This window comes from Klebsiella sp. S69, assembly GCF_016516145.1.
Taxonomy (GTDB): domain Bacteria; phylum Pseudomonadota; class Gammaproteobacteria; order Enterobacterales; family Enterobacteriaceae; genus Klebsiella; species Klebsiella oxytoca.
The window spans coordinates 59,830-85,458 of record NZ_JACVUU010000009.1 but is presented as its reverse complement, the minus strand read 5'-3'; the positions used below and the strand labels follow the sequence as shown (position 1 = coordinate 85,458).

Here is a 25,629-nt window from a genome sequence, read left to right as displayed (position 1 = left end):
ATCAGTAAATAGCAGTAATGCGCGGATGAAAACTAATACCTCCACTGTAATGAAAAACCCATATTCATGGCATCGCTATGAAAGTCATCAGGTTTACTGATAGGCGTGCCGATAAAAAAGTCATATTGCGTTGATGCTATTTCTCCACGGATCCCGCCGACTGCGCCAGAAAGGCTTTTCCCTTGCTGCGCGCGCTCGTTGCCGATGATTCTGCCGAAATCGAGGCCAAGATATAGCTGCCGGTCGGCAGTAGGTATATTCCAGCTAAAATCGTTACGCCAGTACCAGCCCTGATTGGCCGATAGCGTATTTTCGCCGTCAAAACCGCGAATCGTCCAGCGATTGCCGATATTAAACTGGTTGTCCGAAGATAATATATCCGGGCTGAACTGGGCATGGAAACGCGGCATCCAGCTAAATTTATCGCCGGTTGCGGCAAACTGCATTAATGCCTGAATATCGGCATGCACGACGCGCGAATGGCGGCTGTATAAACCGGCTTTTTCCTCTGGCGTAGGCACGGAGCTGAGCCACGGAAGGCTGCGCTGAATACCCACGCTGGCGTCGACAATTTTATTGTTAAAATAGCGCTGGTGGCGCAGGGTAAATTCCCAGACCGGATTCTGTTTGCGCATAACGTAAAGCTCATCGCCGCCAAAAAAGTAGTGTGAACTGCTTTTCGCTATGCGCAGATCGGCGGTCGTTTTTTGCTGTCGGGTGTGTGAAAGCAGGCGGCTAAGGGTCGCGCTGTAATAACGGTTTTTACTTTTATAATCGATGCTTGACCATCTTCCTTTAAACAGCTGGCGGTACTGGCTGTAGGAGCCGTACATGCTCAATGACCAGTAACCAAAAGGTACGGAGTAGTAAAGGTTGCCGTTATGGTTGCCGTCGTTATGCTGGTTGAATTCAACGTCGCCGCCTGCCGAGATGGACAGAATATCGTTCAGTGAGGATAAATCGTACAGGTACAGCGCGCCGCCGCCCTGATAGCGCCCGCTGGCGCGGCTACCGGCATCATCAAGCCAGGCGCCAACCTGCCACTGTTTATCCGTTACGCGGGCGATTTCAATATCGCTCTCGCCGATATGTTCCCCCGGCCGCAGTTTCATATGGGCGCTGGCGCCAGGCTGGCGTTGCAGGTTAGCCATCCCTTGTTCAAGATCGCTAAGGCGCAGGATCTTACCGGTATGCGTGGGCATCGAGGTCCACAGGTTCGTCGTGGCGCTATTCGGCGCAAAAGCAATATGCCCCGTTTTGCCATAAACAAGCGTTATCTTCAGAATGCCGCCTTCTAATGACTGGGACGGAACATCGATCAGGGAAGTGATATACCCTTGCGTTATCAGCTCATTTTGCAAAGCGGTCGTCAGCAGACGAATTCCTTCCACACCTAAACAATGGCCAATCGCCTGGGAGGCGATCTTTCCGAGGAGGGCGGTGGTTTTTGCTTTGTCCTCGGAGGCAATATCAACTTGCGTGATATATCTGCAGGTCGCTTCTTCGGGAAATATTAAAGTTTGCGTTTTTACATGGCTACGAGAGGATTGGTATTGCTGCTGATGGGGCATTAATGCGCTTTCACGGGCTTTATCCTGTTCAACCTGGTTTACCGTTGCGGCCTCAATACCCGCGCGGGCAGTAAAACAGGTGAGCAGATTTAAACACAAAATAATGGCCAGGCTGTTGGTATTAGTCCACATGAAGCAATATCCGTTTGTTTCATTGAGTGAGATTATTATTAATAGCTATGCGCGGTCGGAAATAGCCAGCGACGTATAGCAAGTCGATTGAAATATTATTTTTAAATAATTCATACTCCGGGGGATTATTACAAGAGGCTGTATGCTAACGATGCCGTGGCGGTTTATCCATTCACCCGCCCCTGAATTCTTTGTGAAATATTTACTTCACGTTGTGAAGCTGACGCCTTGAGATGGAGCGATTGAAAGGAGAAGGGCAGCAGGCGCGCACGGTGATATCGTGCGCGCCGCAGAACCTAGTGCAGAATTTTGGCGAGGAAGTCTTTGGCGCGTTCTGATTGCGGGTTAGCAAAAAACGCTTCTTTATCGGCGTCTTCGACTATTTTACCTTCATCCATAAAGATGACCCGGTTGGCGACCTTACGCGCAAAGCCCATTTCATGGGTAACCACCATCATGGTCATCCCTTCATTCGCCAGTTCAACCATAACGTCCAGCACTTCGTTAATCATCTCAGGGTCAAGCGCGGAAGTGGGTTCATCAAACAGCATGGCGATGGGGTCCATGCACAGCGCGCGAGCGATGGCCACGCGCTGCTGTTGGCCGCCCGAGAGCTGAGCGGGGAATTTTTCAGCATGGGCGGAAAGCCCCACGCGTTCCAGCAGCTTTAGCCCTTTTGCTCGAGAAGCTGCTTTATCGCGATTGAGCACCTTAACCTGCGCCAGGGTGAGGTTATCAATAATCGATAAGTGCGGGAACAGCTCGAAATGCTGGAATACCATCCCGACCCGCGAGCGCAGTTTGGCGAGATTGGTCTTTTTATCGTTGACGGTGGTGCCGTCGACGATGATTTGACCTTGCTGGATGGGCTCCAGGCCGTTGACGGTTTTAATCAGCGTTGATTTACCCGAACCCGAAGGCCCGCAGACCACCACCACTTCGCCTTTTTTCACTTCCGTGGAGCAATCGGTCAGCACCTGAAAGTGACCATACCATTTTGAAACATTTTTCAGGGTAATCATTACACAGTCCTTTTCTTCAACCAGCTGACCAACAGCGATGCGCTGAGGCTAATAACAAAATATACGGCGCCTGCGAACAGCACCATCTCCACCTGGGTTCCGTCACGTTCGCCAATCGTCGAGGCGGTGCGGAAAAAGTCGGCCAGGCTCAGGACATAAACCAGCGAGGTATCCTGGAACAGGACGATGCCCTGAGTCAGCAGCAGCGGTACCATGGCGCGAAACGCCTGCGGCAGGATCACCAGCTTCATAGATTGCCAGTGGGTCATGCCCAGCGCCAGCGCAGCGCTGGACTGGCCGCGGGAGATACTCTGAATACCGGCACGAATGATTTCCGAGTAGTAAGCCGCTTCAAACATGGAAAAGGCGATCATCGCCGAAATCAGCCGGATATCGGTTTTCGGCGACAGGCCAAGCACGTTCTGCAGGAAGCCCGGGACAATCAGATAAAACCACAGCAGTACCATTACCAGCGGAATAGAACGGAAGACGTTAACGTAAGTTTTGGCAAACCACGCCAGCGGCAGGAAACTCGACAGGCGCATCACGGCCAGAATCGTCCCCCAGACAATCCCGATAACAATCGCGGTCACGGTGATTTTTAACGTGATGACCAGTCCAGCCAGCAGGTATGGCATGGAAGGGATAATAGAACTCCAGTCAAAATCGTACATTATTTACCCCCCATATTGCCCGGCAGGCGGACCTTACGTTCGACCACGTACATGATCAGCATGATGACGGCGTTGATAAAGACGTAGGCGAGGGTGATGGCGGTAAACGATTCCCAGGCATGGGCCGAGTAGTCCAGCAGCTTACCCGCTTGCGCGGCCATATCGGCAAGTCCGATGGTGGAAGCGATGGCCGAGTTTTTTACCAGGTTCATCATTTCAGAGGTCATTGGCGGCACGATAACGCGATAGGCGTTGGGCAGCAGCACGTAACGATAGGTTTGCGGTAGCGTCAGCCCCATCGCCAGCCCGGCATTTTTCTGGCCGCGCGGCAGGGACTGGATGCCGGAACGAACCTGTTCGCAGACGCGAGCGGCGGTAAATAATCCCAGACACAGCATCGAAGAAACGAAAAACTGAATATTAGGGTCCAGCTCGGACTTAAACCACATGCCGATATTTTCCGGCAGCAGTTCAGGCACCACCAGATACCAGGTGAAAAACTGCACGATAAGCGGAACGTTACGGAACAGCTCAACGTAACAGGTACCGATAGTCGAGAGTAGACGATTAGGGACGGTACGGAGAATACCGAATAGCGAGCCTACGAAGAAGGCGATAATCCAGGCCGTGACTGACAGCGTAACGGTGACCTGAAAACCACTCCATAGCCAGCCTAAATAGGTAGTATTGCCGAACGGGGCCTGTTGCAGGAATATCCCCCAGTTCCAGTCTATTGACATACATGACTCCTGGAAAAAAAGGGTAGCAGCGCTACCCTCGAAGATTGTTGCTCAGCCTGTTTCGGTATTCGCGGCCGCTGGGGAACGACCAGCCGCCGTATAGTCTGTCCGCGCCGTAGCAACAATCGGGAGGGCAGGAGTTCCTGCCCCTTGTTTTTTTAATTAGTTAAGAGCTTTGTCGTTAGGTGATTTGAACAGCGCTTTCATTTCGTCAGAGAGTTCAAAATTCATATTCAGGTTCTTTGGCGGAATAGGATTTTTAAACCACTTGTCGAACCATTTTTCGGCTTCACCGGAGGTTTGCGCCTGGGCTACCGTCTCATCGACCAGCGTTTTGAACTGCGGATCGTCTTTACGCAGCATACAGCCGTAAGCTTCCTGGGATTGCGCCGTGCCGACGATCTCCCAGTTATCCGGCTTCTTCGCCTTCGCCCGTTCGCCCGCCAGCAGCGCGTCATCCATCATAAAGGCCACCGCGCGTCCGCTTTCCAGGGTACGGAAAGAGTCGCCATGATCTTTAGCACTGATAATGCGCATGTTCATTTTTTTCTCGTCATTCAGCTTATGCAGCAGAATTTCGGAGGTAGTTCCGGAGGTGACGACGACGGCTTTATCCTTCAGGTCCGGAAAGTCCTTAATCGCGCCGCCTTTTTTCACCAGCAGACGGGTACCGACAACGAAAATGGTGTCGGAGAAGGCCGCCTGTTTCTGACGTTCAAGGTTGTTGGTGGTGGAACCGCATTCGAAATCATAGGTACCGTTTTGCAGCAGCGGGATACGGTTTTGAGACGTAACCGGGATCAGCTTCACCTGCAGATCCGGTTTGTTCAGCTTTTTCTTGATGGCATCAACGATCGCATTTGAGTAGTCCTGGGAGTAGCCTACGACCTGCTGCTTGTTGTCATAGTAAGAAAATGGAACGGATGATTCACGGTGACCAACGACGATGACGCCGTTTTTGGCGATTTTATCCAGAGTGCTCTGGCCGGTGGTTGCTGCTGCGTCTTCTGCCTGCGCCGCGCCGGCGGTCAGTCCCATGACCAGCATCGCTGCGGCCAGTTTACGTAATTGCATATCCGACTCCTTATCCTCAGCGTCGTTAAACGCTATTGATACCCATTGTGAATGTGTGTGCTTTTTATGGCTGCCGTCTTTGCGTGCAGCATTTGTATGTGTTTGTTAGCATTTAGTTTGGCTTAATGTAAAGATTTTGCTGCTATATTGTTGGTTTTTGCGAGGCGCACCGCACCATTTAAAGGCAAAAATCCCCCATTGCACCAAAATAGCGCTGCCTGATGATCTGTGGTGGTGCAACCGGGTTGTACCCCTCAGGATCGCGTTGCTACAGGAATTTATTAAGCAATGGCCGTGCCAATATGCAACGAAAGGAAGAGATGCCCGCGGCGACGAAAGCCGCCGCGGTAGAAGAGAAAGGAGGAATTATTGACGGCGCTGGCGCAGACTCATCAGCAGGGCGCCAAAACCGAACAGGATAGTTAACGCCCACAGCGGCCAGTTTCCCGTACGAGCGTACGGCGTCAGTCCTGTCGTTGGGGTCACTTTGCTGGTTAACACGGCGCGGGTGAACTGCGGGATCATTGCCTGAATTTCACCACGCGGGCCGATGACCGCGGTAATGCCGTTATTGGTGCTACGCAGTAGCGGACGGGCCAGCTCCAGCGCGCGCATACGCGCCATCTGGAAATGCTGCCACGGGCCGATAGATTTACCGAACCACGCGTCGTTAGAGATGGTTAGCAGAAAATCCGTGTCCGGGCGGAAGTTATCCCGCACCTGCTCGCCAAGGATGATCTCGTAGCAGATAGCCGCCGTCAGTCGCATGTTATGCGCCACCAGCTGCGGCTGCACGTACGGACCGCGGCTGAAAGAGGACATTGGCAGATCAAAGAATGGCGCCAGCGGACGCAGAATCGATTCCAGCGGCACAAACTCGCCAAACGGCACCAGATGGTTCTTGTTGTAGCGATTCTTTGAGTCGTAGCTGTACGGGTTATCTTTGCCCAGCGTAATAATGGTGTTGTAAGTATCGTAGCGATTACGTGCGTTCAGGCGCGCGTCGACGATGCCGGTAATCAGCGAGCTGTTTTTCGACCGCATCAGGTCATCCATCATACTGAGGAAGCGCTGCTGATTAATTTCCAGATCCGGTATCGCCGACTCCGGCCAGACGATCAGCTGCGATTTGCCCATATGCGGCTGGGTGAGATCCAGATAGGTTTTCAGGGTATTGAGTAGCTGATCCTGGTCCCATTTCATCGCCTGGGGGATATCTCCCTGTACCAGCGAAACCGTGGTCGCGCGCTCCGGCAGCAGCTGATACCACTGAATATAGCGCAGCGGGAAGGGCAGGGCGAACAGCACGCCGGCAGCGACCAGCGGCTTCCAGCTGCGCTGCACGATAGCCAGTATCAGCAAACCGCTGACGATCATCAGCAGGAAGTTAATCGCCTCGACGCCCATAACGGGCGCCAGCCCTTTGAGCGGACCGTCGATCTGGCTGTAGCCAAACTGTAACCACGGAAAGCCGGTCAGCACCCAGCCGCGCAGAAACTCGGTAACCTGCCATATCACCGGGGCGGCGATGGCAACGCGTACCCAGCTGGTTTTTGGCCACAGGCGCGAAAGAATACCGGCAAATAATCCGGTGTACAGAGAGAGATAGGCGGCCAGCAGAACGACCAGGAAAACGTTGACCGGCCCGGGCATACCGCCGAACTGCGCGATACTCACGTAGACCCAGTTAATACCGGAGCCGAACAGCCCTAAGCCCCAGAAATAGCCGATCGCGGCGCTTTGCACTGGACGGCGGTTGAGGGTTAAGCCCTGCAGGCCGATTAACGAAATAATCGCCGCCGGCCAGATGTCATAAGGTGAAAAAGCCAGCGTTCCGCTGGCTCCGAATAAAAGCGCCAGCAGCAGGCGTACGCGCTGGCGTTCAATGAGAGAGGCAAATACCATTTAGGTTAATCGTCCCGTTGGATTAGTCTTCCAGCTTCGGCTGCGGGGCATCATCAGGAAGCTTTACGTGTACCTGAATAATACGTCGGCTGTCGGCCATTGCGACCTTGAATTGGTAACCATCAATGTCGATAGACTCGCCGCGGGCGGGCAGATGGCCAAAGGCCTGCATCACCAGACCACCGATGGTATCAACCTCTTCATCGCTGAAGTGGGTGCTGAAGGCTTCGTTGAAGTCTTCGATTGAGGCCAGCGCGCGTACCGTCCACGTATGGCGGCTCAGCTGACGGAAATCGATATCTTCTTCTTCGTCATATTCGTCTTCTATCTCACCGACGATCAGCTCAAGGATATCTTCAATGGTCACCAGACCCGAGACGCCGCCAAACTCATCGATAACGATAGCCATATGATAACGCTGGGAGCGGAACTCCTTCAGCATGCGGTCAACCCGCTTGCTTTCGGGCACGACAACCGCCGGGCGCAACACTTTTTCCATGCTGAAGGCTTCAGCATCGCTGCGCATAAACGGCAGCAGATCTTTGGCCATCAGAATCCCTTCGATGTGATCTTTGTCTTCGCTGATCACCGGGAAACGCGAGTGGGCGGATTCGATGATCACATCGAGGCACTCGTCCAGCGTCTGGTTGCGTTTCAGGGTAATCATCTGCGAGCGGGGGATCATGATGTCGCGGACGCGCTGGTCGGCGATATCCATTACCCCTTCGAGCATATCGCGCGTATCTTCGTCGATAAGGTCGTTTTGCCCGGAATCACGGATCAGCGCCAGCAGTTCATCACGGTTTTTCGGTTCCCCGTGAAAAAGCTGGCTGAGTAACAGGGAGAAGAATCCCTTTTTGCTGTTTACTGTGTCGCTACTGTGTGAATTGTCGTCGCTCATGGCGTCGTATGGGTTCTCATGTTGGTTAAATAGTCGCTCGTCACGCGTATACTCAGCGCCCGGCATAGCGGCCAGTCGCCGGCAAAGCCGGCAACAGGTTATTCCTTCTCGGCAATGTACGGATCCTCATAGCCCAGAGCAAGCATTATCTCCGTTTCGAGGGATTCCATCTCTTCCGCTTCTTCATCAATAATATGGTCATAGCCCAAAAGATGCAGGCTACCGTGGACGACCATATGCGCCCAGTGCGCCTCCAGCGGTTTACCTTGCTCTTGCGCTTCCTGCTCGACCACCTGACGACAGATGACCAGATCGCCAAGCAGCGGCATTTCGATGCCGGGCGGCGCTTCGAAGGGGAAAGAGAGCACGTTAGTCGGTTTATCTTTCCCACGATAGGTCAGATTCAGCTCGTGGCTTTCCGCTTCATCAACCAGCCGAATCGTGAGTTCCGACTCCTCCTGGAACTGCGGAATAACGCTATCGACCCAGCGCTGAAACAGGGCTTCATCCGGCATTCCGCTGTTATCTTCGCAAGCCAGCTGTAAATCGAGAATGACCTGACTCATTTATGCTCCTGTTCCTGGGCTTCGCGTTTGCGCTCGGCGGCCAGCTCTGCTTTACGTTTCTGGTCTGCTTCTTCCCAGGCTTCATAGGCGTTAACGATACGGGCAACCACCGGATGGCGCACCACGTCTTCGCTATGGAAGAAGTTGAAGCTAATCTCATCGACTTCTGCCAGCACTTCAATTGCGTGGCGCAGGCCCGATTTGGTGCTGCGCGGCAGGTCAATCTGCGTGACGTCGCCGGTAATGACCGCCTTAGAGTTAAAGCCGATACGAGTCAGGAACATTTTCATCTGTTCGATGGTGGTGTTCTGGCTTTCATCAAGAATGATGAACGCATCGTTCAGCGTACGGCCGCGCATATAGGCCAGCGGCGCGACTTCAATCACGTTGCGCTCAATCAGCTTTTCAACTTTCTCGAAGCCGAGCATCTCAAACAGCGCGTCGTACAGCGGCCGCAGGTACGGGTCCACTTTCTGGCTCAGATCGCCGGGCAGGAAGCCCAGTTTTTCGCCGGCCTCAACCGCCGGACGGGTCAGAAGAATACGGCGGATCTCCTGGCGCTCCAGCGCGTCTACCGCTGCGGCGACCGCCAGGTAGGTTTTCCCGGTCCCGGCAGGGCCGACGCCGAAGGTAATATCATGGTCAAGAATATTGGCGATGTACTGAGCCTGATTCGGCGTACGCGGCTTAATCACGCCACGCTTGGTTTTGATATTCACGGCCTTGCCGTAATCCGGCACGCTTTCGGCGCTCTGCTCCAGCACGCGGGCTTCTTTGATCGCCAGATGAATTTGTTCCGGTTCAATATCCTGAATTTCGCCGCGCATCGGCGCGGTATCAACGTACAGACTGCGCAGGATATCCGCCGCTGCGGTGACGCAAATCGGCCGGCCGGTCAGTTTAAAGTGGTTGTCACGACGGTTAATCTCGATGCCGAGACGGCGTTCCAGCTGTTTAATGTTGTCATCAAACGGGCCGCACAGGCTCAGCAGACGGGCGTTGTCCGCGGGCTCAAGGGTGATTTCGCGAGTGTCTGTATTCAAACTGTTCCTCTTATACATTGATAGCCGGAGGGTAGCCGGTCAGGAAATTATTCACGTCATCGGAATATGGCGCAAGCATCGCTGTAGATATTGGGTTCAGGAGAGGAAATACAAGGCCTGCCGGAGCGGCAGGCCTGAACGGATTATGGCTGGTAGATACCGACGCCCAAATCGTTTTCTTTACGGGTACGGGCAATCACCGACTCCGGGGTTTCCGCGATACGCAGACCCATTTCGTCCTCTGTGCGCACCACTTTACCGCGCAGGGAGTTTGTCCAGACGTCGGTGATCTCGACATCAACAAACTTACCGATCATCTCAGGCGAGCCTTCGAAGTTCACCACGCGGCTATTCTCGGTGCGGCCAGACAGCTCCATGATGCTCTTGCGTGAGGTACCTTCCACCAGAATGCGCTGCACGGTGCCGAGCATACGGCGGCTCCAGGCCATCGCCTGCTGGTTGATGCGCTCCTGCAGAATATACAGACGCTGCTTCTTATCCTCTTCCGGTACATCGTCGACCATATCGGCCGCCGGCGTTCCCGGACGCGCGGAGAAGATGAAGCTGTAGCTCATGTCGAAATTCACATCGGCAATCAGCTTCATGGTCTGCTCGAAATCCTGGGTGGTTTCGCCAGGGAAGCCGACGATGAAGTCGGAGCTGATCTGAATATCCGGACGCGCCGCGCGCAGTTTACGGATAATCGCTTTATATTCCAGCGCCGTATGGGTTCTGCCCATCAGGTTCAGCACGCGGTCGGAACCGCTCTGTACCGGCAGGTGCAGGAAGCTGACCAGCTCCGGCGTATCGCGGTAAACCTCGATGATATCGTCGGTGAACTCGATGGGGTGGCTGGTGGTAAAGCGGATCCGGTCGATACCGTCGATCGCCGCAACCAGACGCAGGAGATCGGCAAAGCTACCGGTGGTGCCGTCGTAGTTTTCCCCGCGCCAGGCGTTCACGTTCTGCCCGAGCAGGTTGACTTCACGTACGCCCTGAGCCGCAAGCTGGGCGATTTCAAACAGGATATCGTCGCTTGGGCGGCTCACTTCCTCACCGCGGGTGTAAGGCACCACGCAGTAGGTGCAGTACTTATTGCAGCCTTCCATGATGGAAACAAAGGCGCTTGGGCCTTCGGCGCGCGGTTCCGGCAGGCGGTCGAACTTTTCGATTTCCGGGAAGCTGATATCGACGACCGGGCTGCGGTTGCCTCGTACCGAGTTGATCATTTCCGGCAGACGGTGCAGGGTCTGCGGCCCAAAAATAATATCGACATAGTGGGCGCGCTGGCGAATATGATCGCCTTCCTGAGAAGCCACGCAGCCGCCAACGCCAATGATCAGGTTGGGGTTCTTCTCTTTTAACAGCTTCCAGCGTCCTAGCTGATGGAAAACTTTTTCCTGAGCCTTCTCACGGATTGAGCAGGTATTGAGCAGCAGCACATCCGCTTCTTCCGCCACTTCGGTGAGTTGATACCCGTGGGTGGCATCCAGCAGATCGGCCATCTTTGATGAATCGTATTCGTTCATCTGACAGCCCCAGGTTTTAATATGGAGTTTTTTTGTCATCGACTTGCTCATGCTTAATTAGGTATACCCAAAGTCAGCGTCTTCACCGGATGTTGCTCTGCAATGTGAAGGGTGACGGATATAAAGCCAGGATTGCAGGGCGCGTATTGTAATGCTTTGACCGCGCCCTGACCAGTACGACCGTAATCACCGCAAGCCGAATAAAAATCCGGTAAACTGAGGAGATTCGGGTTTAAGGATAATAGCCATGACAATTCATGCAACAGATGTCGTTATCGTTGGCGGCGGGATGGTCGGCGGCGCCCTGGCGCTAGGCCTGGCGCAGCAGGGCTTTACGGTGACGGTCATTGAAAAAAACGCGCCGCCGGCTTTTGACGCTTCTTCCACGCCTGACGTGCGTATTTCGGCGATCGGCGCCTCATCGGTAGGGCTGCTGAGAGGCCTGGGCGTCTGGGATAGCGTGCGGTCCATGCGCGCCCATGCCTATCGCCAGCTCGAGACCTGGGAGTGGGAAAGCGCGCATGTGGTGTTTAACGCCGCGGAGCTGAAGCTGCCGGAACTGGGCTATATGGTAGAGAATAACGTCCTGCAGCGTGCCCTATGGCAGGCGCTGGAGACCCACGAGAACATCTCCCTGCGGGTGGGCACATCGCTTCAGGAGATGCGTCGCGCAGAGACGCACGCTTCGGTCACGCTGACCGATGGCAGCCAGCTTGATGCACGGCTGGTGGTGGGCGCGGACGGCGCCAGTTCACAGGTGCGGCAGCTGGCAGGAATCGGTATCCATGCCTGGCAGTACCAACAATCCTGTATGTTAATCAGCGTGCAGTGCGCGGAGGATCCCGGAGATAGTACCTGGCAGCAGTTCACCCCTGCGGGGCCACGGGCGTTTTTACCGCTGTTCGACCATTGGGCTTCGCTGGTGTGGTACGACACGCCGGCGAGGATTCGCCAGCTGCAGGGCATGAGCATGGCTCAGCTACAGCAGGAAATTATTCGCCACTTCCCGGCGCGGCTGGGAGAGATGACGCCGCTAAGCGCGGGCGCGTTTCCGTTGACCCGTCGCCATGCATTGCAGTATGTCAAACCTGGGCTGGCGCTGGTGGGCGATGCTGCGCACACCATTCATCCGCTGGCGGGGCAGGGGGTCAATTTGGGCTATCGCGATGTCGATGCGCTGCTGGATGTCCTGGCCAGGGCAAAAGCCCACGGCGAAGAGTGGGCCAGCCTACCGGTGCTCAAGCGCTACCAGACGCGCCGTCAGGCGGACAACTTTATTATGCAGTCGGGGATGGATCTGTTTTACGCCGGATTTAGCAACGATTTGCCACCGGTGCGGATACTGAGAAATATTGGGCTGATGGCGGCCGAGCGCGCTGGCGGACTGAAGCGTCAGGCGTTGAAATACGCGTTGGGGTTGTAACGTTAGCGGCCCGGCTGCCGTAGATGCGGCCGGGTCGGGAAGTTCCGCCGGTATCACCGAAATACCAGAACGCAAAAAGCTCGCCGAAGCGAGCTTTTTGCTGTTTATTGGCTGGGGTACGAGGATTCGAACCTCGGAATGCCGGAATCAGAATCCGGTGCCTTACCGCTTGGCGATACCCCAATTTTATTTTGGCTATCTTGTGCTGAAGTCAGACTTAATCACAGCCTGGAGAGACTTCAACAAGCGCTCCTCTGAAGCGAGCGTCTTTTGAAATTGGCTGGGGTACGAGGATTCGAACCTCGGAATGCCGGAATCAGAATCCGGTGCCTTACCGCTTGGCGATACCCCAATTTCTTTCTGGATTTATCGAACTGAATCAATAATTCCTTGATATGGTGGCTACGACGGGATTCGAACCTGTGACCCCATCATTATGAGTGATGTGCTCTAACCAGCTGAGCTACGTAGCCAGATACGTATTCTATTTTCGATGGCTGGGGTACCTGGATTCGAACCAGGGAATGCCGGTATCAAAAACCGGTGCCTTACCGCTTGGCGATACCCCAATACCGTCGCGGTGAACCGCAAACATCGAAAATATGGCTGGGGTACCTGGATTCGAACCAGGGAATGCCGGTATCAAAAACCGGTGCCTTACCGCTTGGCGATACCCCAACAAAAAACTTTTACTTACAACGCGAACGAGTAAATGGTGCGGGAGGCGAGACTTGAACTCGCACACCTTGCGGCGCCAGAACCTAAATCTGGTGCGTCTACCAATTTCGCCACTCCCGCAAAAAAGATGGTGGCTACGACGGGATTCGAACCTGTGACCCCATCATTATGAGTGATGTGCTCTAACCAGCTGAGCTACGTAGCCATCTTTTTTTTCGCGTTACCTTATCGGCGTTGCGGGGCGCATTATGCGTATTGAGCTTTGAAGCGTCAACCTCTTTTTCATTGAAAATGGGCTGAAAGTAACTGTTTGGTTAGGTTGCGAACAGCGTGGCGCAATAATCGGCAATTATTGGTTATTTATCGTTTTTAGCGGCTTAAATAAGGCTCAAAGTAAAAACGGACTCCGAAGAGTCCGTTTGGCAAAAAACGAGGCTTAGTAGGCCGACTGGTGTACGCCCACCGCGCGTCCGGACGGATCGTTCATTTTTTTGAAAGATTCATCCCACTCGATCGCTTTTGCGGAGGAGCAGGCGACGGACGGGCCGCCAGGCACGCATTCTGCGGCGCTCGGTACCGGGAAGAGCTCTTCAAAGATCTCACGATACAGATAGGCTTCTTTCGACGATGGCGTGTTGTACGGGAAGCGGAAGCTGGCCGTTTCCAACTGCTGATCGGAAATTTGTTCAGCGGCCACCTCTTTTAAGGTGTCGATCCAGCTGTAACCGACGCCGTCAGAGAACTGCTCTTTCTGCCGCCAGGCGACGCTTGCTGGCAGATAAGATTCAAAACATTCGCGCAGAATATGTTTTTCCATTTTACCGTTGCCGCACATTTTATCCTGCGGGTTGATACGCATTGCCACATCAAGGAACTTCTTATCGAGGAACGGCACGCGGGCTTCAACGCCCCAGGCGGACATCGCCTTGTTCGCACGGGCGCAGTCGAACATGTGCAGCGCCTGCAGTTTGCGTACCGTCTCTTCGTGCAGCTCTTTGGCGTTTGGCGCTTTATGGAAATAGAGATAGCCGCCGAACACTTCATCAGAACCCTCGCCAGAGAGCACCATTTTGATGCCCATCGCTTTGATTTTACGCGACATCAGATACATCGGCGTCGAAGCGCGGATGGTGGTGACATCGTAAGTTTCAATGTGATAGATAACATCGCGAATCGCGTCCAGCCCTTCCTGGACCGTAAAGTGGATCTCGTGATGCACGGTACCCAGATGGTTAGCCACTTCCTGCGCGGCTTTCAGGTCGGGGGCGCCTTCCAGCCCAACGGCGAAGGAGTGCAACTGCGGCCACCAGGCTTCGGATTTTTCCTGATCCTCGACGCGGCGGGCGGCAAATTTCTTGGTGATAGCGGAAATTACCGATGAGTCCAGGCCGCCGGAGAGCAGTACGCCGTACGGAACATCGGACATCAGGTGGCTTTTCACCGACTCTTCCAGCGCCTGACGCAGCTCGTTTTTGTCCGTGACGTTGTCTTTCACCGCGTCATAGTCGAACCAGTCGCGCTGATAGTACTGGCGAATTTCGCCATCTTTGCTCCACAGGTAGCTGCCTGCGGGGAACTCTTTAATCGTGCGGCAGACCGGTACCAGCGCTTTCATTTCTGAAGCGACGTAGAAGTTGCCGTGTTCGTCGTGGCCCATATACAGCGGGATAATCCCGATGTGGTCGCGACCAATCAGGTACGCGTCTTTTTCACTGTCGTAGAGCGCGAAAGCAAACATTCCCTGCAGATCGTCGAGGAAGTCCGGACCTTTTTCCTGATACAGCGCGAGGATGACTTCGCAGTCGGAACCGGTCTGGAAGGCATAGCGATCGCCGTATTCCGCGCGCAGCGCCTGATGGTTGTAGATTTCCCCGTTGACGGCGAGCGCGTGCGTTTTTGCGGCATTATACAGCGGCTGTGCGCCGGCGTTCACGTCAACGATTGACAGGCGTTCATGCGCCAGAATGGCTTTATCGCAGGCATAGACGCCGGACCAGTCCGGGCCGCGGTGGCGCATCAGGCGGGAGAGTTCCAGTGCCTTTTTACGCAGCTCGCCTGCGTCAGTTTTAATATCCAGTACGCCAAAAATCGAACACATAGCCTTCTCCGTTACCCTGTCTTATTTGATGTTGTGCAGGCTTCGTCTCGTTGCGAAGCCCTGGTGCGTGCTTAAGAAAATGCCGCAAAGGGGCGGAGGGCGCAAGGGTTTTACGGCTGGAAAAGGAAATAATGCAATGACGATTGCTGAATAGTGAAAAAAGAGCATGTTTTAAGCGCTTTCATTGAATGATATTTAATAATGAGGCTTTTTTATTAGATGAAGGGCTTTTTTGGGGCTTTAAAAGAGAAAAACCACGTCATGAGACGTGGTTTTATTCAGAAAATATCAATTTCCGCAACGGAAGGGTAAATCCATGAGGGGCGGAACGGCATGCTGTCGATATCATCGAGCGTGGCAACGCCCGAAAGCACCAGGATAGTTTCCAGACCGGCCTGGAAGCCCGCCAGAATATCCGTGCGCAGATTATCGCCGACGATAACCGTTTGTTCCGAATGCGCCTGCATTTTATTCAGCGCGGAGCGGATGATCCACGGGCTTGGTTTACCGACATAGAACGGCTTACGCCCGGAGATTTTCTCGATGCCGGCGCACAGCGCGCCGCAGGCCGGATAGTAGCCGCGGCCGTGCGTATCAGGGTTAGTGGCGATAAAGCGCGCGCCGTTGGCGACAAAAAACGCCGCTTTATGCATCATCTCCCAGTTAAAGGATCGGGTCTCACCGACGATAACGAAATCAGGATTGACGTCAGTGATGGTAAAGCCGGCTTTGTACAGTTCGTGAATCAGCGCGCCTTCGCCGACCACATAGGCTTTTTTACCTTCCTGACGGCGCAGAAAATCCGCCGTGGCCATCGCTGAGGTATAAAAGGCGGTATCAGGGACATCAATTCCGGCGGTCGCAAAGCGGTTCGCCAGGTCCTGGCCAGTCTGCGAAGGGTAGTTAGTCAGCATCACCAGCGGCATCTCTTTTTCGAGAATGCGCTTGATGAATTCGGCGGCGCCCGGTACGGCCACATTGTCGTGCATCAGCACGCCGTCAATATCACAAATTACGTTTTGAATGGTCATGGACTGTCCGACATCGTTAAAGAAAGGCGAAACTATAAAGCGGCTTTAGCTTTCCAGCAAACGCTGGAGCAGGATCCCGTTAAGCATCGCGCGCTTGACCAGAGCAAAAGCACCGATGGCAGAACGATGATCGAGCGTAGAACGGACCACCGGCAGATTTTTACGAAATGCCTTCAGCGCCTGGGTGTTAATGCAGCCTTCAATAGCCGGCAACAGCACTTTTTCCGCTTCGACGATCTCACCGGCAATCACCACTTTTTGCGGATTAAACAGGTTAATGGCGATGGCGATAGTTTTACCCAGATGACGGCCAACGTGCTCGATCACCTCGCAGGCCAGCGCATCGCCTTTATTCGCGGCTTTACAGATTGTTTTGATCGTACAGTCATCGAGGGAGATTTTGCTCTGATAACCCTGTTCCAGCAGATGACGAACGCGATGTTCAATTGCCGCGTTGGCGGCGACGGTCTCCAGACAACCGAAGTTACCGCAGTGGCAGCGCTCGCCTAAGGGGTCGACCTGAATATGGCCGATTTCGCCGACGTTACCGTTACGGCCAATAAAAATCCGCCCGTTGGAGATGATCCCCGCGCCGGTTCCGCGGTGTACGCGCACCAGAATGGAGTCTTCGCAGTCGTGGCTCGCACCGAAGTAGTGCTCCGCCAGCGCGAGGCTACGGATATCGTGACCGACAAAACAGGTGACCTTAAACTTTTTTTCCAGCGCTTCGACCAGACCCCAGTTTTCAACCTGGATGTGCGGCATGTAGCGAATGACGCCGCTTTCCGGATCGACCAGTCCCGGCAGGATCACCGAGATGGCGATCAGTTCGCGGATTTTACGCTGGCAGCGCTCCATAAAGGCGGCAATGATATTTAGCAGCGCGTGTTCCAGGGTTTCCTGGGTTCTTTCCGGCAGCGGGTAGTGCTCTTCTTCAAGCGTTTTGCTGCTCAAATCATAGAGCGTCAGGGTGGCGTCATAGCGGCCCAGGCGTACGCCGATGGCGTGGAAGCTGCGGGTTTCAGCAACGATGGAGATAGCGCGGCGGCCCCCGGTGGAGGCCTGCTGATCGACTTCTTTGATCAGCCCGCGTTCAATAAGCTGACGCGTAATTTTCGTTACGCTGGCAGGGGCAAGCTGGCTTTGTTCCGCAATCTGGATACGCGAGATGGGGCCGTGCTGATCGATGAGCCGATAAACGGCCGCGCTGTTCAGCTGTTTTACGAGATCGACGTTACCAATTTGAGCCTGTCCGCCTGCTGTCATACTTTACTTACTCAGTGACGACCTCGTTACCATTAACGATGGTCTTGGTGATTTTATAGTCGCGGGTAAATGCGGTCAGGTTAGCGACCATCCCCGGGGCAATGCAGCCCAAATGTTTGTCTACGCCAATCGCACGGGAAGGGTAGAGCGTTGCCATACGTAACGCTTCGTCCAGCGCGATGCCGCAATGCTCAACGAGGTTACGCACCCCTTCAATCATGGTCAATGAAGACCCGCTGAGGGTACCGTTCTCATCTACGCACAGGCCGTTCCGGTAGTATATTGTTTTACCAGCAAAAATGAACTGCTCAATATTGGCGCCTGCCGGAGCCGTTGCATCAGTAACGAGACACAGCTTATCGCCTTTCAGGCGTTTAGCGAGGCGAACGTTAGCGTAATCGACATGCATACCATCGACGATAATACCGCAGTAGACATCCGGCTCGTCGAAAATCGCGCCGGCGAGACCCGGTTCGCGGCCGGTGATATACGGCATGGCGTTAAACAGATGGGTAGCGAAAGTGATGCCGGAGCGGAAGCCGACTTTTGCTTCTTTGAGCGTCGCGTTGGAGTGACCGGCGGAAACGATGATGCCTGCCGCGACCAGTTTACGGATAACTTCTGGTTCCACGCGTTCCGGCGCCAGGGTGATTTTGGTGATGACATCCGCGTTTTGACACAGGAAATCGACCAGCGCGGCATCCGGCTTACGTACGTAGTCCGGATTGTGGGTGCCTTTTTTAACAATATTCAGCCACGGGCCTTCAAGATGCAGACCCAGCGCCTGGTGAGGATGTTTTTGCAGGTATTCACGCATCACGCGCACGCCCTGCTTCATCAGATCATCGCTGGCGGTAATCAGGGTGGGCAGATAGCTGGTGCAGCCGGAGCGTTCATTGGCTTTCTGCATAATTTCCAGCGTTTCAACGGTCACCGCGTCCGCCGTGTCGTTAAACTGCACGCCGCCGCAGCCGTTAAGCTGGATGTCGATAAAACCGGGGGCAAGGATTGCACCATCAACCGAGCGCTGTTCGATACCGGTTGGCAGCTCTGTTTGAGGACAGATACGTTCGATAAGGCCATTGGCGATAACAATCGCATGGTCATCCAGAATTTCATGACCGGTATAAATCCGGCCTTGGGTTAATGCATACATTACGACCCCCGGTTATCAAAAATGATTGTCCCGCGGGGGCAGCCGCGGGACGAGACTACATTACAGACCTTTGATGTTTTCAGCTTCTAATTCGTTGAAATATTTCAGGGTCTTAACTTTTAGTTCCATGGTGGACGGCTCATCGCAGACCACAACGGCTTTCGGATGCAGCTGCAGACAGGTAATAGTCCACATATGGTTAACGTTGCCTTCAACCGCCGCCTGCAGCGCCAGCGCTTTCTGATGGCCCAGTACCAGAATCATCACTTCTTCCGCGTCCAGCAGGGTGCCCACGCCAACGGTCAGCGCGTACTTCGGCACCTGATCAACGTCGCCGTCGAAGAAGCGGGAGTTCGCTACGCGAGTATCGTGGGTCAGGGTTTTAATACGCGTGCGTGAAGCCAGAGAAGAGGCTGGTTCGTTAAAAGCGATGTGGCCATCGTTACCCACGCCGCCCATAAACAGGTGGATTTTACCGTAAGAACGAATTTTTTCTTCATAACGACGGCATTCTGCATCAATATCCGGCGCGTTACCATTCAGCAGATTAATATTTTCCGCCGGGATATCAACGTGATCAAAGAAGTTGCGGTGCATAAAGCTATGATAGCTTTCCGGGTGATCTTTCGGCAGACCAACGTACTCATCCATGTTGAAGGTCACAACATGCTTAAAACTAACCTGGCCTGCTTTGTGCATCTCAACCAGCGCTTTATAAGCGGTCAGAGGCGTACCGCCGGTAGGCAGACCGAGGACAAACGGACGGTCTGCAGTCGGTTTGAACGCGTTGATGCGGTTAACGATATGCCGGGCAGCCCATTTACCGACTTGTTCAGCAGTTACCAGGGGGATCAGTCTCATTGTTCACCTCAATAGTTAAATTAGAACCTGGCGGATTGGCGCCAGCATACTAGTAAGAGTATTGCAGTTACTGCGCCGACCGGGGTCAATCCGTGTTGATTTTTTGAATGATAAAATAAGTTTTCGTTGTTAGCCAGTCAAAGGCGGAGGTGAATACGATATTTGGTGACTATTGTCACAAAAAATAGCCATTTAATTTGCGAGACGAATTAATTTTTCAGACACTTTGCAGGTAAGTTAAAAATTTAACCAGGTTACACAATAATAAAGTGGCTTTAATGAGCCTCAACGGGGTCTCATAGGGGGAATAAGATGAATATTTTAGGTTTTTTCCAGCGACTCGGTAGGGCGTTACAGCTCCCTATCGCAGTGCTGCCGGTCGCGGCGCTGCTGCTGCGATTCGGGCAACCCGATCTGCTTAACATTTCGTTTATCGCGCAGGCGGGCGGGGCAATCTTTGATAACCTGGCGCTGATTTTCGCTATCGGTGTTGCATCCAGCTGGTCGAAAGACAGCGCCGGTGCCGCAGCGCTGGCGGGGGCGGTAGGTTACTTCGTATTGACTAAAGCGATGGTCACCATCAACCCGGCCATCAACATGGGCGTCCTGGCAGGTATCATTACCGGTCTGGTCGGCGGCGCCGTGTATAACCGCTGGTCGGGCATCAAACTGCCTGACTTCCTGAGCTTCTTCGGCGGCAAACGCTTTGTGCCGATCGCAACCGGCTTCTTCTGTCTGGTACTGGCAGCCATCTTCGGCTACGTCTGGCCGCCGGTGCAGAACGCCATCCATGCTGGTGGTGAATGGATTGTCGGCGCGGGCGCGCTCGGCTCCGGTATCTTTGGTTTCATCAACCGTCTGCTGATCCCGACGGGTCTGCACCAGGTGCTGAACACCATCGCCTGGTTCCAGATTGGTGAGTTCACTAACGCTGCTGGCGCGGTATTCCACGGTGATATCAACCGCTTCTATGCCGGTGACGGCACCGCGGGGATGTTCATGTCCGGCTTCTTCCCGATCATGATGTTCGGTCTGCCGGGCGCGGCGCTGGCGATGTACTTCGCGGCGCCTAAAGAGCGTCGTCCTATGGTCGGCGGTATGCTGCTGTCGGTTGCCATCACCGCATTCCTGACCGGTGTGACTGAGCCGCTGGAATTCCTGTTCATGTTCCTGGCGCCGCTGCTGTATCTCCTGCACGCTATCCTGACCGGCATCAGCCTGTTCGTTGCGACGGCGCTGGGTATCCATGCGGGCTTCTCTTTCTCTGCAGGCGCTATCGACTATGTTCTGATGTACAGCCTGCCGGCAGCCAGCAAGAACGTCTGGATGCTGATTGTGATGGGTGTTGTCTTCTTCGTTATCTACTTCCTGCTGTTCAGCGCGGTAATCCGCATGTTCAATCTGAAAACGCCGGGTCGTGAAGATAAAGTGGATGATGTGGTCACTGAAGAAGCCAACAGCAATACCGAAGAGGGCTTAACCCAGTTGGCGACCAACTACATTGCGGCGGTTGGCGGTACCGATAACCTGAAAGCGATCGATGCCTGCATTACCCGCCTGCGCCTGACCGTTGCGGACTCCGCGCTGGTAAACGATGCGGCCTGTAAGCGCCTCGGTGCTTCCGGTGTGGTTAAACTGAACAAGCAGACCATCCAGGTTATCGTCGGTGCGAAAGCCGAATCCGTCGGTGATGAAATGAAGAAAGTGGTTGCCCGCGGCCCGGTTGCCGCAGCAGCAGCGACTTCAAACAGCGCGCCCGCAGCCGCTCCGGCCGCTAAACCGCAGGCCGTCGCTAACGCGAAAACCGTCGAAGCGCTGGTTTCGCCGATTACTGGCGACATTGTGGCCCTGGAGCAGGTGCCGGATGAAGCCTTCGCCAGCAAAGCCGTCGGCGACGGCGTGGCGGTGAAACCGACCGATAAGATTGTTGTTGCGCCGGCAGCGGGCACCGTAGTGAAGATTTTCAACACTAACCATGCTTTCTGTCTGGAGACGGAAAACGGCGCGGAAATCGTCGTCCATATGGGTATCGATACCGTTGCGCTTAACGGCCAGGGCTTTAAACGCCTGGTGGAAGAGGGCGCGGAAGTGAAAGCGGGTCAGCCGATTCTGGAACTGGATCTTGAGTTCCTGAACGCTAACGCACGTTCGATGATTAGCCCGGTCGTATGCAGCAACAGCGACGACTACAGCGCGCTGGTTATCCAGGCAACCGGCAAGGTTGTAGCGGGCCAGACGCCGTTGTACGAAATTAAAGGCAAATAAGACTCCTGAGTGGCGTTTATGCCTCGGCGGCGCAGCGAAACCTGCGCCGCTTTTTTTTACCGCAAACAACCCCATAATCTCCTTCTGATACGTATTTTGCGTAACTAATAGTTGTCTCTACGCCCTGCTTGTAAGATCATGTGCCGTTATACGTTGTTTACGCTTTGAGGAACCCACGATGAGTGAGGCAGAAGCCCGCCCGACTAACTTTATTCGTCAGATCATTGATGAAGATCTGGCTACTGGTAAGCACACCACCGTTCATACCCGTTTTCCACCGGAACCGAACGGCTATCTGCACATTGGCCACGCAAAATCCATTTGCCTGAACTTTGGTATCGCTCAGGATTACCAGGGCCAATGCAACCTGCGTTTCGATGACACCAACCCGGTGAAAGAAGATATCGAATACGTTGAGTCGATTAAAAACGACGTGCAGTGGTTAGGTTTCCACTGGTCCGGGGATGTTTGCTACTCGTCTGATTATTTCGATCAGCTGCACCAGTATGCGGTTGAATTAATCAATAAAGGCCTGGCCTACGTTGATGAACTGTCAGCAGATGAGATCCGTGAGTACCGCGGCACCCTGAAAGAGCCGGGTAAAAATAGCCCGTATCGCGATCGCAGCGTGGAAGAGAACCTGGCGCTGTTTGAAAAAATGCGTAGCGGTGGATTTGCCGAGGGTAAAGCCTGCCTGCGCGCGAAAATCGATATGGCTTCGCCGTTTATCGTGATGCGCGATCCGGTACTGTACCGTATTAAGTTTGCCGATCACCATCAGACCGGAAGCAAGTGGTGCATCTACCCGATGTACGACTTTACCCACTGCATCAGCGATGCGCTGGAAGGAATTACCCACTCTCTGTGTACTCTCGAGTTTCAGGATAACCGCCGCCTGTACGATTGGGTGCTGGATAACATCAGCATTCCCGTGCATCCGCGTCAGTATGAATTCTCGCGCCTCAACCTTGAATACACCGTGATGTCCAAGCGTAAGTTGAATCAGCTGGTGACGGAAAAACACGTCGAAGGCTGGGATGACCCGCGTATGCCGACCATTTCCGGCCTGCGCCGTCGCGGCTATACCGCAGAGTCTATCCGTGAGTTCTGCAAACGCATCGGCGTGACCAAGCAGGACAACACTATCGAAATCGCTGCCCTGGAATCCTGCATCCGCGAAGATTTGAACGAAAATGCTCCGCGTGCCATGGCCGTTATCGACCCGGTTAAGCTGGTGATCGAAAACTATCCGCAGGGCGGCAGCGAAATCGTCACTATGCCGAATCATCCCAATAAACCGGAGATGGGTAGCCGCGAGGTGCCGTTCAGCGGCGAAATCTGGATCGATCGCGCCGACTTCCGCGAGGAAGCGAACAAGCAGTACAAGCGTCTGGTGCTGGGCAAAGAAGTTCGCCTGCGCAATGCTTACGTCATCAAAGCGGAGCGCGTGGAGAAAGATGCGGAAGGCAATATCACCACGATTTTCTGTACCTATGATGCCGACACCCTGAGCAAAGATCCGGCCGACGGCCGCAAGGTGAAGGGCGTGATTCACTGGGTGAGCGCGGCGCACGCGCTGCCGGTCGAAATCCGTCTGTACGATCGCCTGTTCAGCGTACCGAACCCGGGCGCGGCGGAGGATTTCCTCTCGGTGATGAACCCGGAATCGCTGGTTATCAAACAGGGTTTTGCCGAGCCAAGCCTGGCGCAGGCGCAGCCGGAAAAAGCGTATCAGTTCGAGCGCGAAGGGTATTTCTGCCTGGATAGCCGCTATGCAACCGCAACCAATCTGGTGTTTAACCGCACCGTCGGTCTGCGCGATACATGGGCAAAAGCCGGCGCGTAATTCTCCGCCGCGAAGGACAACGCCGCTTACAGCGGCGTTTTTTTTATTCAGAATCAGAGAATTAAAATCTCATATTTTCGCGATGCGAATTAATCTTGTTTACAGATTGTAATAAACGCGATTTTTAACCCTTTCTCTTTATCCCCTGGAAATATGTAATCGCTTTCATTTCTCTTAATTTTGTCAGTTTTTGCAAGCACTTCCCCCGCTAAATGTGTGACTTCTAAGACTGAAACAAAAAGACATAAATTATGTGCGCTTTGTCATAATCTTCATCTTTGGTCGGCGAAAGAGATTGATAATTCGCGTCACGAAAAATAGTCTATAGCCAGTGGTTATGCGAATTTTTACCGCACCACTTTTAAAGTATTTTTATTTTATTTTTTGCGTGTTGCCCCTGGTAACCGCACTTTTAAAACGTCAAAGAGGATATGCATATGCGTACGTTTAGTGGCAAACGTAGTACGCTGGCGCTGGCTATTGCCGGTGTCACAGCCCTGTCAGGATTTGCAATGGTGCCGGATGCAAAAGCAGAAGGGTTCATTGATGATTCAACGTTAACCGGCGGCATCTATTACTGGCAACGTGAACGCGACCGTAAAGATGTGACCGACGGCGACAAATATAAAACTAACCTGTCGCACTCTACCTGGAACGCCAACCTCGACTTCCAGTCCGGCTACGCCGCCGATATGTTCGGCATTGACGTTGCTGCCTTTACCGCCATCGAAATGGGCGAAAGCAGCGAGAGCGGTCACCCGAACGAAATCGCTTTCTCCTCGCGCAATAAAACCTACGACGAAGACTATTCCGGCGATAAGAGCGGGATCAGCCTGTATAAAGCTGCCGCAAAATTTAAATTTGGTCCGGCGTGGGCGCGCGCGGGCTATATTCAGCCAACCGGCCAAACGCTGTTGGCTCCGCACTGGAGCTTTATGCCCGGCACCTATCAGGGCGCGGAAGCCGGCGCTAATTTTGACTATGGCGACGCGGGCGCGCTGAGTTTCTCCTATATGTGGACGAACGAGTATAAAGCGCCGTGGCATATTGAGATGGATGAGTTTTACCAGAACGATAAGAAAACCAAGGTGGATTACCTTCACTCTCTCGGCGCCAAATATGATTTTAAAAACGACCTGGTGCTGGAAGCAGCATTTGGTCAGGCCCAGGGTTACATCGACCAGTATTTTGCCAAAGCCAGCTATAAATTTGATGTTGCAGGCACGCCGTTAACCACCAGCTATCAGTTCTACGGCACCCGCGATAAAGTCAGCAACGGCGGGGCTAACGATATTTATGACGGCACCGCGTGGCTGCAGGCATTGACCTTTGGCTATAAGGTGGCCGACGTGCTGGACCTGCGTCTGGAAGGAACCTGGGTTAAAGCTGACGGCCAGCAGGGCTACTTCCTGCAGCGTATGACGCCAACCTACGCCTCTTCTAACGGTCGGCTGGATATCTGGTGGGATAACCGCTCGGACTTCAACGCCAACGGTGAAAAAGCGGTGTTCTTCGGCGCGATGTATGACATGAAGAACTGGAACATGCCGGGCTGGGCCTTTGGCGCATCCTATGTATATGCCTGGGATGCGAAGCCGGGCAGAATGTCCTCGCCTGATGCCTACTACAACCCGGATAAACGCCTGGAAGAGTCCGCCTATAGCCTGGACGCCATGTATACCGTTCAGGAAGGGCGCGCGAAGGGCACGCTGTTCAAACTCCACTTTACGCAATACGACAACCACTCCGATATCCCGAGCTGGAGCGGCGGTTACGGTAACATCTTCCAGGATGAGCGCGACGTGAAGTTCATGGTTATCGCACCGTTCACCATTTTCTGATGCCTGA

General features: G+C 53.9%; 19 protein-coding genes and 7 tRNA genes. 4 read left to right on the top strand and 22 right to left on the bottom strand.

The window, feature by feature from the left end:
• Positions 1 to 32: 32 nt before the first annotated feature.
• The 10 genes from IAE27_RS10845 to miaB all read right to left on the bottom strand — a co-directional run bounded on the left by IAE27_RS10845 (position 33) and on the right by miaB (position 11,196).
• Complete coding sequence (locus tag IAE27_RS10845; RefSeq protein ID WP_047720152.1) at positions 33 to 1,703, bottom strand: ShlB/FhaC/HecB family hemolysin secretion/activation protein; 1,671 nt, start codon at positions 1,701 to 1,703, stop codon at positions 33 to 35.
• A 296-nt stretch (positions 1,704 to 1,999) separates the two neighbouring features.
• Positions 2,000 to 2,725, bottom strand: coding sequence for an amino acid ABC transporter ATP-binding protein (locus tag IAE27_RS10840; RefSeq protein WP_004100186.1), 726 nt, complete (start codon positions 2,723 to 2,725; stop codon positions 2,000 to 2,002).
• Positions 2,725 to 3,399, bottom strand: a complete 675-nt coding sequence (gene gltK, locus IAE27_RS10835) for a glutamate/aspartate ABC transporter permease GltK (protein WP_004100190.1) — start codon at positions 3,397 to 3,399, stop codon at positions 2,725 to 2,727. Before gltK ends, IAE27_RS10840 begins: the two co-directional genes overlap by 1 nt.
• Entirely contained in the window at positions 3,399 to 4,139 is a 741-nt protein-coding gene (locus tag IAE27_RS10830; protein ID WP_004111387.1) for an amino acid ABC transporter permease, read from the bottom strand. The genes gltK and IAE27_RS10830 overlap by 1 nt, the downstream gene beginning before the upstream one ends.
• A 162-nt stretch (positions 4,140 to 4,301) precedes the next feature.
• A complete protein-coding gene (locus tag IAE27_RS10825; protein WP_004100196.1) occupies positions 4,302 to 5,213 on the bottom strand; it encodes an amino acid ABC transporter substrate-binding protein in 912 nt (303 codons plus the stop codon).
• A 366-nt stretch (positions 5,214 to 5,579) separates the two neighbouring features.
• Positions 5,580 to 7,118 (bottom strand): apolipoprotein N-acyltransferase, encoded by a 1,539-nt coding sequence (lnt, locus tag IAE27_RS10820; RefSeq protein WP_070557474.1) that lies wholly within the window; start codon positions 7,116 to 7,118, stop codon positions 5,580 to 5,582.
• Between the two features lie 22 nt (positions 7,119 to 7,140).
• The gene (gene corC, locus IAE27_RS10815) at positions 7,141 to 8,019 is read right to left on the bottom strand and encodes a CNNM family magnesium/cobalt transport protein CorC (RefSeq protein WP_017146349.1); all 879 of its coding nucleotides are present in this window, start codon (positions 8,017 to 8,019) and stop codon (positions 7,141 to 7,143) included.
• Positions 8,020 to 8,117: 98 nt separating this feature from the next.
• A complete protein-coding gene (gene ybeY / locus IAE27_RS10810; protein WP_004100202.1) occupies positions 8,118 to 8,585 on the bottom strand; it encodes an rRNA maturation RNase YbeY in 468 nt (155 codons plus the stop codon).
• Positions 8,582 to 9,628 carry a PhoH family protein gene (locus IAE27_RS10805; protein WP_004100205.1) on the bottom strand — a complete coding sequence of 349 codons (1,047 nt, stop codon included), beginning with the start codon at positions 9,626 to 9,628 and terminating at the stop codon, positions 8,582 to 8,584. The genes ybeY and IAE27_RS10805 overlap by 4 nt, the downstream gene beginning before the upstream one ends.
• A 143-nt stretch (positions 9,629 to 9,771) precedes the next feature.
• Positions 9,772 to 11,196, bottom strand: coding sequence for a tRNA (N6-isopentenyl adenosine(37)-C2)-methylthiotransferase MiaB (miaB, locus tag IAE27_RS10800; RefSeq protein ID WP_154022723.1), 1,425 nt, complete (start codon positions 11,194 to 11,196; stop codon positions 9,772 to 9,774).
• 208 nt (positions 11,197 to 11,404) lie between these two features.
• On the opposite strand from miaB, the gene ubiF reads away from it, so the two are divergent.
• Positions 11,405 to 12,580, top strand: a complete 1,176-nt coding sequence (gene ubiF, locus IAE27_RS10795; RefSeq protein ID WP_105889917.1) for a 3-demethoxyubiquinol 3-hydroxylase — start codon at positions 11,405 to 11,407, stop codon at positions 12,578 to 12,580.
• Between the two features lie 108 nt (positions 12,581 to 12,688).
• Here ubiF and IAE27_RS10790 read toward each other — a convergent pair.
• The 12 genes from IAE27_RS10790 to nagB all read right to left on the bottom strand — a co-directional run bounded on the left by IAE27_RS10790 (position 12,689) and on the right by nagB (position 19,670).
• Positions 12,689 to 12,763 (bottom strand) — tRNA-Gln (locus IAE27_RS10790).
• 94 nt (positions 12,764 to 12,857) lie between these two features.
• A tRNA-Gln gene (locus IAE27_RS10785) sits at positions 12,858 to 12,932 on the bottom strand.
• 44 nt (positions 12,933 to 12,976) lie between these two features.
• Positions 12,977 to 13,053: transfer RNA gene (locus IAE27_RS10780), tRNA-Met, on the bottom strand.
• A gap of 21 nt (positions 13,054 to 13,074) precedes the next feature.
• A tRNA-Gln gene (locus IAE27_RS10775) sits at positions 13,075 to 13,149 on the bottom strand.
• A gap of 34 nt (positions 13,150 to 13,183) precedes the next feature.
• A tRNA-Gln gene (locus tag IAE27_RS10770) sits at positions 13,184 to 13,258 on the bottom strand.
• A 35-nt stretch (positions 13,259 to 13,293) separates the two neighbouring features.
• Positions 13,294 to 13,378 (bottom strand) — tRNA-Leu (locus IAE27_RS10765).
• A gap of 8 nt (positions 13,379 to 13,386) precedes the next feature.
• Positions 13,387 to 13,463: transfer RNA gene (locus IAE27_RS10760), tRNA-Met, on the bottom strand.
• A gap of 231 nt (positions 13,464 to 13,694) precedes the next feature.
• Complete coding sequence (gene asnB / locus IAE27_RS10755) at positions 13,695 to 15,356, bottom strand: asparagine synthase B (RefSeq protein ID WP_004100213.1); 1,662 nt, start codon at positions 15,354 to 15,356, stop codon at positions 13,695 to 13,697.
• 278 nt (positions 15,357 to 15,634) lie between these two features.
• On the bottom strand, positions 15,635 to 16,387 hold the full coding sequence (locus IAE27_RS10750) for an HAD-IIA family hydrolase (RefSeq protein WP_004100215.1): 753 nt from the start codon (positions 16,385 to 16,387) through the stop codon (positions 15,635 to 15,637).
• Between the two features lie 45 nt (positions 16,388 to 16,432).
• Complete coding sequence (gene nagC, locus IAE27_RS10745) at positions 16,433 to 17,653, bottom strand: DNA-binding transcriptional regulator NagC (protein WP_004100216.1); 1,221 nt, start codon at positions 17,651 to 17,653, stop codon at positions 16,433 to 16,435.
• Positions 17,654 to 17,660: 7 nt separating this feature from the next.
• Complete coding sequence (gene nagA / locus IAE27_RS10740) at positions 17,661 to 18,809, bottom strand: N-acetylglucosamine-6-phosphate deacetylase (RefSeq protein WP_154022721.1); 1,149 nt, start codon at positions 18,807 to 18,809, stop codon at positions 17,661 to 17,663.
• A 60-nt stretch (positions 18,810 to 18,869) separates the two neighbouring features.
• Entirely contained in the window at positions 18,870 to 19,670 is an 801-nt protein-coding gene (gene nagB, locus IAE27_RS10735; protein ID WP_004100220.1) for a glucosamine-6-phosphate deaminase, read from the bottom strand.
• Positions 19,671 to 19,982: 312 nt separating this feature from the next.
• Between nagB and nagE the strand changes: the two genes are divergently transcribed.
• The 3 genes from nagE to chiP all read left to right on the top strand — a co-directional run bounded on the left by nagE (position 19,983) and on the right by chiP (position 25,622).
• Positions 19,983 to 21,935, top strand: a complete 1,953-nt coding sequence (gene nagE, locus IAE27_RS10730) for a PTS N-acetyl glucosamine transporter subunit IIABC (RefSeq protein WP_004100222.1) — start codon at positions 19,983 to 19,985, stop codon at positions 21,933 to 21,935.
• A gap of 178 nt (positions 21,936 to 22,113) precedes the next feature.
• Complete coding sequence (glnS, locus tag IAE27_RS10725) at positions 22,114 to 23,781, top strand: glutamine--tRNA ligase (RefSeq protein ID WP_017146347.1); 1,668 nt, start codon at positions 22,114 to 22,116, stop codon at positions 23,779 to 23,781.
• A gap of 437 nt (positions 23,782 to 24,218) precedes the next feature.
• Positions 24,219 to 25,622, top strand: coding sequence for a chitoporin ChiP (gene chiP / locus IAE27_RS10720; protein WP_004100225.1), 1,404 nt, complete (start codon positions 24,219 to 24,221; stop codon positions 25,620 to 25,622).
• The last annotated feature ends 7 nt before the right edge of the window (positions 25,623 to 25,629 follow it).